Here is a 5,174-nt window from a genome sequence, read left to right on the forward strand (position 1 = left end):
GGCGCCTCGGCCGCGGGGGCCGCGTCGGCTGCGTCGTCGGAAGCCAGCGGGGCGTCGGCGGGCGCCGGGGCCGGGAGGTCGGCGGAGGGCGCGGTGTCGGTCGCCGCCCGCTGCTCGGGCGTTTCGACCGGACCGGCGGCGTCATCGACGCTCACCGCCTCGGGGATCCCGGCGCGGCCGGCGCGGAGGAAGTCGGGCAGCCCGTCATCGCCCTCGGCCCCGAACCCCGGTGCGGTGTCCGTCTGCGGCTCGCGCGGGGCGCGTTCGCGGCGGTTGTCGTCGCGGCGATCCTCGCGGCGCGGCTCGTCACGGCGGTTGTCGTCGCGGCGGTTCTCGTCACGGCGGTTCTCGTCGCGGCGGTTGTCCTGACGGTCGTCGCGGCGGTTGTCGTCGCGCCGGTTGTCCTGACGGTTATCGGCGCGGTTGTCCTGCCGGTTGTCGCGATTGTCGCGGTTGTCCTGACGGCTCTCGCCCCGCCACTCGTTGCCGTTGCTGCGCTCGTCGCGGTCCTCGCCGGACGGGCCGCCCTGCTGGCCGCCGCCGAACTGGGCCTGGCGCTCGGCCTGCTCGCGCTGCGCCTCGCCCAGCATCCGCGTGTAGTGTTCGGCGTGCTGGAAGAAGCTCTGCTCGGCGACCCGGTCGCCCGAGAGTTGCGCGTCACGGGCCAGCGCGAGGTATTTCTCGATGATCTGCTGGGGGGTGCCGCGCACCTTGCCCTCGGGGCCGGAGCTGTCGAACACGCGGTTCACGACATTGCCCAGCGAGCGCTGGTTGCGGGACTTGTTGCGCGAACGGGACTTGGAAGATCTCATCGTGCCAATTTTGACTGGTCCGGCGCGGGCAGCGCCTGGATGCGGTTGGGGTCTGATCCTGCGGATCGGCCGGGACCACCTGCCCGGCGCTTCGCGGAAATCTCCGGCAACGGAACGTGTGCGGGATGACCCGTGCGGGGCGTCATGCCCTCGTCACCGGGCCGCTAAACCACGCCGCCCGCGTCATGGCAAGCGGGAATCGCGCGGCGGTACGATCAATTCCCCGGGGGCGGGGCGAGGCGCCCCAGCACCACCCGGTCGCGCCCGTCGAGGTCGGGGCGAACCGCGACCTCGGTCAGCCCCGCGGCGGTGAAGAGCGCCGCGACCGCAGCCCCCTGGGTCGGGCCGATCTCGACGGCGAGCCAGCCGCCGGAGGCAAGATGCGAAGGCGCCCCGGCGGCGATGGCGCGATAGGCGGAAAGGCCGTCGCCCTCGTCGGTCAGCGCCATGCGCGGCTCGTGGTCGCGCACTTCGGGGGAAAGGCCCGCCATCTCGGCCGCGGCAATATAGGGCGGGTTCGAGACGATCAGCTCGAAGCGCCCGGTGACGGCGGCGAACCAGTCCGAGACAGCGAACTCGGCCGCGATCCCCAGCCGCTCGGCATTGCCACGCGCCACCGCGAGCGCCGCGGGCGACAGGTCCACGCCCAGCCCGCGCGTCCCCGGCCGTTCCGCCAGCAGCGACAGCAGGATCGCGCCGGTCCCGGTCCCGAGGTCGAGCAGCGTGCGCCACGGCAGGGTGAGCGCTGCGGCGACCAGCGTCTCGGTCTCGGGGCGAGGGTCGAGCGTGTCGGGGGTGACGATGAAGCTGTGGCGCCAGAACGGCCGCTGGCCGGTGATCTGGGCGACGGGCTGGCGGGTGGCGCGGGCGGTGATCGCGGCCTCGAAGCGCGCGGCGACCTCGGGGGGCAGCGGGCGAGCGAGCTCGGCATGAAGCGCATGGCGCGGCACGTTGCCGTAGGCGTGGGCGATGAGGGCCAGCGCGTCGCCGTGGGCGCCGGGGACGCCCGCCGCCTCGAGCCGGCGCACCGCCTCGGCCATCGCCGCGCGACCGGTGATGGGCAGGCTGGCGGTGGGCGGGCTGGCGGGGGCGCTCATCCCCCTGCCCCGTCCTCCGCCGCCGCCAGCCGCGCGGCCTGGTCGTGGGCGGTCAGCGCGTCGATGATTTCGGTCAGATCGCCTGCCATCACCCGGTCGAGCGCATAGAGCGTCAGGTTGATCCGGTGGTCGGTCAGCCGCCCTTGCGGGAAGTTGTAGGTGCGTATGCGCTCGGACCGGTCGCCGGTCCCGACCTGGCTGCGGCGGTCGGCGGCACGCTCGGCATCGGCCCGGCTGCGCTCGGCGTCATAGAGCCGGGCGCGCAGCACCGCCATCGCGTTGGCACGGTTCTGGTGCTGCGACTTCTCGGACGAGGTCACCACGATCCCGGTCGGCAGGTGGGTGATGCGAACCGCCGAATCGGTGGTGTTGACGTGCTGGCCGCCGGCGCCCGAGGCGCGCATCGTGTCGATGCGGATGTCGGCGGCGGGGATGTCGATGTCGACCTCGGCCGCCTCGGGCAGCACCGCGACGGTGGCGGCCGAGGTGTGGATGCGGCCGCCCGATTCGGTTTCCGGCACGCGCTGGACGCGGTGGACGCCGGATTCGTACTTGAGCCGCGCGAACACCCCCTCGCCCGCGATCCGCGCCACCGCCTCGCGCACGCCGCCGAGTTCGGACTGGCTGAGCTCGAGGATCTCGAACTCCCACCCCTGCGCTTCGGCGTGGCGCTGGTACATCCTGAGCAGGTCGGCGGCGAAGAGCGCGGCCTCCTCGCCCCCCGTGCCGGGGCGGATCTCGAGGATGGCGGGGCGGGCATCGGCCGCGTCGCGCGGCAGAAGCGCCAGCCGCAGCGCCTGCTCCAGCTCGGGCAGGCGGGCGCGCAGGCGGGCGATCTCGTCCTCGGCCAGCTCGCGCAGTTCCGGGTCGGCCAGCATCGCCTGCGCTTCGGTCAGCGCCGCCTGCGCCGCGCGCCATTCGGCGATCCCGGAGACGACCGGGGTCAGCTCGGCATATTCGCGGCTGATCGCGGCTATCTCGTCGGCCGGCGGGCCAGAGTTCAGCCGCGCCTCGAGGAACTCGAAGCGGCGGGTGATCTGGTCAAGGCGGTCCTGCGGCAGCATGGGCGGGGCTTAGCGGTCCGGCGGGCGGCGGGCAAGCGAGGGGCTGGCGGGCCCGCGGGCACGGGACGGACGATTTTCCCGCCGAAGTTGATCCGTGTCAGAGTGGTGTCAGGATTTCCTGCGATAATCGCCGCAGACACCGGACCAGCCAAGGGAGAGTCAGATGACCCCGCGCACCCTGCTTTATCTCACCAGCGCCCTGCTCGTGATCGGCCCCGCGGCGATGGCGCAGACCGCCGACCCGGCCGCCGCGCAGGCCGACCAGGCGGCGGCGGCCCAGGCCCAGGACACGGGTGCGGCGCCCGCGACCGACCCCGCCGCCGCGGCGACCGCCGAGACGCCCGCGACCGCAGCCGCGCCCGCGGACGTGGCCGGGACCAAGGTCGCCCCCGCCGCCGACCCACAGTCCGAGGCGATGGCCGCGGCACTGGCCGCCTCGCCCGATGCCGAGCTGCGGACGGCGGCGAGCGAGCTCTTCAAGCCGATCCCGCGGGCGGCCGAGCTGCCGCATGGCGCCGCGATGACGCGGGCCAAGATCGACCTTGGCGCGATGCTGTTCTTCGATCCGCGGATGTCGCGCTCGGGCGTGTTCTCGTGCCAGTCCTGCCACAACATCGGCATGGGCGGGGTGGACGGGCTCGAGACCTCGATCGGGCACGGCTGGCAGCAGGGGCCGCGCAACGCCCCCACGATGCTCAACGCGGTCTTCAACGTCGCCCAGTTCTGGGACGGCCGGGCCGAAGATCTGGCCGCGCAGGCCAAGGGTCCGGTGCAGGCGGGCGTCGAGATGAACAACACCCCCGAGCACCTGATCTCGACCCTGAAGTCGATGCCGGGCTATGCGGATGCCTTCAAGGCGTCGTTCCCGGGTGAGGACGACCCCGTCACCTTCGACAACTTCGCCCACGCCATCGAGGCGTTCGAGGCGACGCTGCTCACCCCCAACAGCCCCTTCGACCAGTGGCTGCAGGGCACCGACGGCGCCATGACCGAGCAGGAGAAGCGCGGCCTCAAGGCGTTCATCGACACCGGCTGCTCGACCTGCCACGCGGGCGTGAACTTCGGCGGCGAGGGCTACTATCCCTTCGGCCTGGTCGAGGCGCCCGACGCCAGCATCCGCCCCGAGGGCGACATGGGCCGGTTCAAGGTCACCAACACGCAGGACGACGAGTATGTGTTCCGCGCCGCCCCCTTGCGGAACGTGGCGATCACCGCGCCCTATTTCCACTCGGGCAAGGTCTGGAACCTCGAAGAGGCGGTGAAGGTCATGTCGAACGCCCAGCTCGGGACCGAGCTGGCCGAGGATCAGGCGAAGGACATCGTGGCCTTCCTCGGGACGCTGACCGGCGAGCAGCCGCAGATCGTCCACCCGACGCTGCCGGTGCGCGCGGTCGAGACGCCGCACCCCGAGCCGATCGACCTGCCCGCCCAGACCGGCGCGGTCGCCCCGCAGGGCGCCGACGCGGCGGCCCCGGCGAGCAACTGACGGGCATCGTGACAGCATGAAAGAAGGGGCTGCCCGCTGGGGCAGCCCCTTTGTCTGGTGCGGGGTGAGGGTTCAGCCCTTGCCGGCTTCGACGGCGATGTCGAACGAGATCTCGTCCGACACGGCCGGCACGAAGGCGCCGAGGCCGAACTCCGAGCGGTTGATCTTGCCCTCGATATCGAACCCGGCGACGGGCTTGCCGGTCATCGGGTGGGCGCCGGCCTCTGTGAACTCGACCTCGAGCGTCACCGGGCGGGTGACGCCGTTCAGCGTCAGGTCGCCCGTGACCTTGGCCTCGTCGTCATCGCCGCGCACGACCTCGGTCGAGACGAAGGTGACGCGGGTGTCGGGCGTCTGGCCCTTGAAGAAGTCGTCCGACAGCAGATGCGCGTCGAGCGCCGGGGCAACGGTGCGGATGGCGCTCAGCGGGAAGCTCGCCTCGACCGTGGATTTCGTCGGATCGGCCTCGTCGAGCGTGACGGTCCCGGTCACGCCGTTGATCACCCCGCGGCTCGTGGACAGGCCGAGGTGGTTATACGAGAATACGATCTGGCTGTGCTCGGGGTCGAAGGTGTAGGTGCCGCTGATGCTGGCGGGGGTGGCCGACGCATCGGCGGCGGCGGCCGCAGGGGCGGGCGCGGCGGGCGTGTTCGCGGCGGGCGCCTCGGTCGGGGCGGGCTTCGGCGGCACCATGCTGGGGCTGACCGGCGCGGTG

The 5,174-nt window shown here is 72.7% G+C and carries 5 protein-coding genes; 1 reads left to right on the plus strand and 4 read right to left on the minus strand.

From position 1 onward, the window contains the following. The 3 genes from ACFHYO_RS08495 to prfA form a co-directional block, all read right to left on the minus strand. Positions 1 to 812 (minus strand): DUF4167 domain-containing protein (locus tag ACFHYO_RS08495; RefSeq protein ID WP_394319715.1); only part of this gene is annotated, 812 nt, incomplete at its 3' end. Positions 813 to 1,027: 215 nt separating this feature from the next. Continuing rightward, positions 1,028 to 1,909: a peptide chain release factor N(5)-glutamine methyltransferase gene (prmC, locus tag ACFHYO_RS08500; RefSeq protein ID WP_394319717.1), complete on the minus strand. Its 882-nt coding sequence runs from the start codon at positions 1,907 to 1,909 to the stop codon at positions 1,028 to 1,030. Then, positions 1,906 to 2,973 carry a peptide chain release factor 1 gene (gene prfA, locus ACFHYO_RS08505; protein WP_394319719.1) on the minus strand — a complete coding sequence of 356 codons (1,068 nt, stop codon included), beginning with the start codon at positions 2,971 to 2,973 and terminating at the stop codon, positions 1,906 to 1,908. The genes prmC and prfA overlap by 4 nt, the downstream gene beginning before the upstream one ends. Before the next feature lie 415 nt (positions 2,974 to 3,388). Between prfA and ACFHYO_RS08510 the strand changes: the two genes are divergently transcribed. Next, on the plus strand, positions 3,389 to 4,459 hold the full coding sequence (locus tag ACFHYO_RS08510) for a cytochrome-c peroxidase (RefSeq protein WP_394319723.1): 1,071 nt from the start codon (positions 3,389 to 3,391) through the stop codon (positions 4,457 to 4,459). A 72-nt stretch (positions 4,460 to 4,531) separates the two neighbouring features. Here ACFHYO_RS08510 and ACFHYO_RS08515 read toward each other — a convergent pair. Next, positions 4,532 to 5,174: YceI family protein (locus tag ACFHYO_RS08515; RefSeq protein ID WP_394319721.1), on the minus strand; the 643-nt coding region annotated here is incomplete at its 5' end.

The sequence above is a fragment of the Paracoccus panacisoli genome (genome assembly GCF_042435015.1).
Taxonomy (GTDB): Bacteria; Pseudomonadota; Alphaproteobacteria; order Rhodobacterales; family Rhodobacteraceae; genus Paracoccus; species Paracoccus panacisoli.